General features: G+C 65.3%; 2 protein-coding genes and 2 pseudogenes. All 4 read left to right on the top strand.

The window, feature by feature from the left end; all coding sequences use genetic code 11:
* Window positions 1–88, top strand: a pseudogene (locus GSQ95_RS26755) (lytic transglycosylase domain-containing protein); the annotation flags it as partial.
* Entirely contained in the window at window positions 85–579 is a 495-nt protein-coding gene (locus tag GSQ95_RS24345) for an integrating conjugative element protein (RefSeq protein ID WP_158897146.1), read from the top strand. The pseudogene GSQ95_RS26755 and the gene GSQ95_RS24345, both read left to right, overlap by 4 nt.
* Window positions 580–651: 72 nt before the next feature.
* Window positions 652–948 carry a hypothetical protein gene (locus GSQ95_RS24340; RefSeq protein WP_158897145.1) on the top strand — a complete coding sequence of 99 codons (297 nt, stop codon included), beginning with the start codon at window positions 652–654 and terminating at the stop codon, window positions 946–948.
* 2 nt (window positions 949–950) lie between these two features.
* Window positions 951–1259 (top strand): annotated as a pseudogene (locus GSQ95_RS24335) (conjugative coupling factor TraD, PFGI-1 class); the annotation flags it as partial.

Genomic DNA, 1259 nt, shown 5'->3' with positions numbered 1-1259 from the left:
CGGCGCGCCTGCCGCCAAGTACCGCGAGCTCTTCGCCAAACACCTGAGCCGGGTGACCGGCATGAACCTCCTGGCCTCGAATCCATGAACAAGGTCCTTTCGCTGCTCGCCCTGACCCTGCCCCTGGCCGCCCAGGCCGCCAGCCTCATCGTGGTCGATGACCGCGGCGGCGTCTCCGCCTTGCCTTACTACCAGGGCCTCAATCCTGAGCCTGTAACGGCGCAGCGCCAGGCACCAGTGCCCCAGCCCAGCATGGCGCAGGGCTTCCCGGTGCGATCACTGCGGCTGACGCCCGGGACTGTCCAGGGCCGCGCACTCAACGCGCCTGGCCTGCAGCCCTTTTTCCTGGTCGGCGATGACGACCTGTCTCGGCAATGGCTGGCCAGCCGCGGCGAAACGCTGCAGCGCCTCGGCGCCGTTGGCCTGGCCGTCAACGTCGCCAGTGCCGAACGCCTAGCGGTGATCCGCAGCTGGACTGACGGCCTGGCCGTCAGCCCTGTCGTCGGCGATGACCTGGCCGCTCGCCTGGGCCTTGCCCACTACCCCGTGCTCATCACCCCAACTGCCCTTGAGCAATAGGACGTCCCAGTGCCCAGATTTCAGGCTCCATACCCAGCTGCCGATATCAGCCACCAACAGGATGCGTATGAGGTGAGCCCCCCTCAGGACGAAAACTTCACCTTCGGTCCAACACGGGCAGGTGCTTCGTTCTATCTAACCATGGTCATTCGCCTGCCCGACCATCAAAAAGCACGCGCTGCGCTTGCAGGCGACGTCGAGGTCTTGGTCGAGCTTCATGGCGGCGAGATCACTGGCCGCTCTATGGACGATGAGCTGACCCTCTGTGAGCGCTTTGAAGCAGCACTACCGCGTGGCGAAGCCGAAGCTATCCGTAAAGAGCACGCCGCGGCCCTGTCACTGCCAGGCTCTGGCGAGTTGGAGCGCTGACCATGGCCCGCAATCATGCCCTGGACACGCTGCTGCGGCCTGCTGTGGAGCTTTACACCGTGCAGGTGTGCCTGGCGATGGCCTTCCTGTGCGTCTTCGCGCCCTGGGCGGTCGCCCTGACGCCGTTGTTCGGCCTGGTCACGGCCGTGGCCTTCCTCGGCTTCGGGATCTACCGCTTGCGCCAGGCGCTGCGCGTGCTGCGCTACCGACGGAATATCCGGCGTTTGTCGTTCTACAGCATGACCAGCAAGGAGATCCCGGTCAGCAATGAGCGGCTGTTCGTGGGCAAGGGCTTTCGCTGGGAGCAGAAG

The organism is Pseudomonas sp. BAV 4579, from assembly GCF_009765395.1.
GTDB lineage: Bacteria > Pseudomonadota > Gammaproteobacteria > Pseudomonadales > Pseudomonadaceae > Chryseomonas > Chryseomonas aestiva.
Note: the sequence above shows the minus strand (reverse complement) of the source record. Positions and strands in the feature narration are given on the sequence as shown.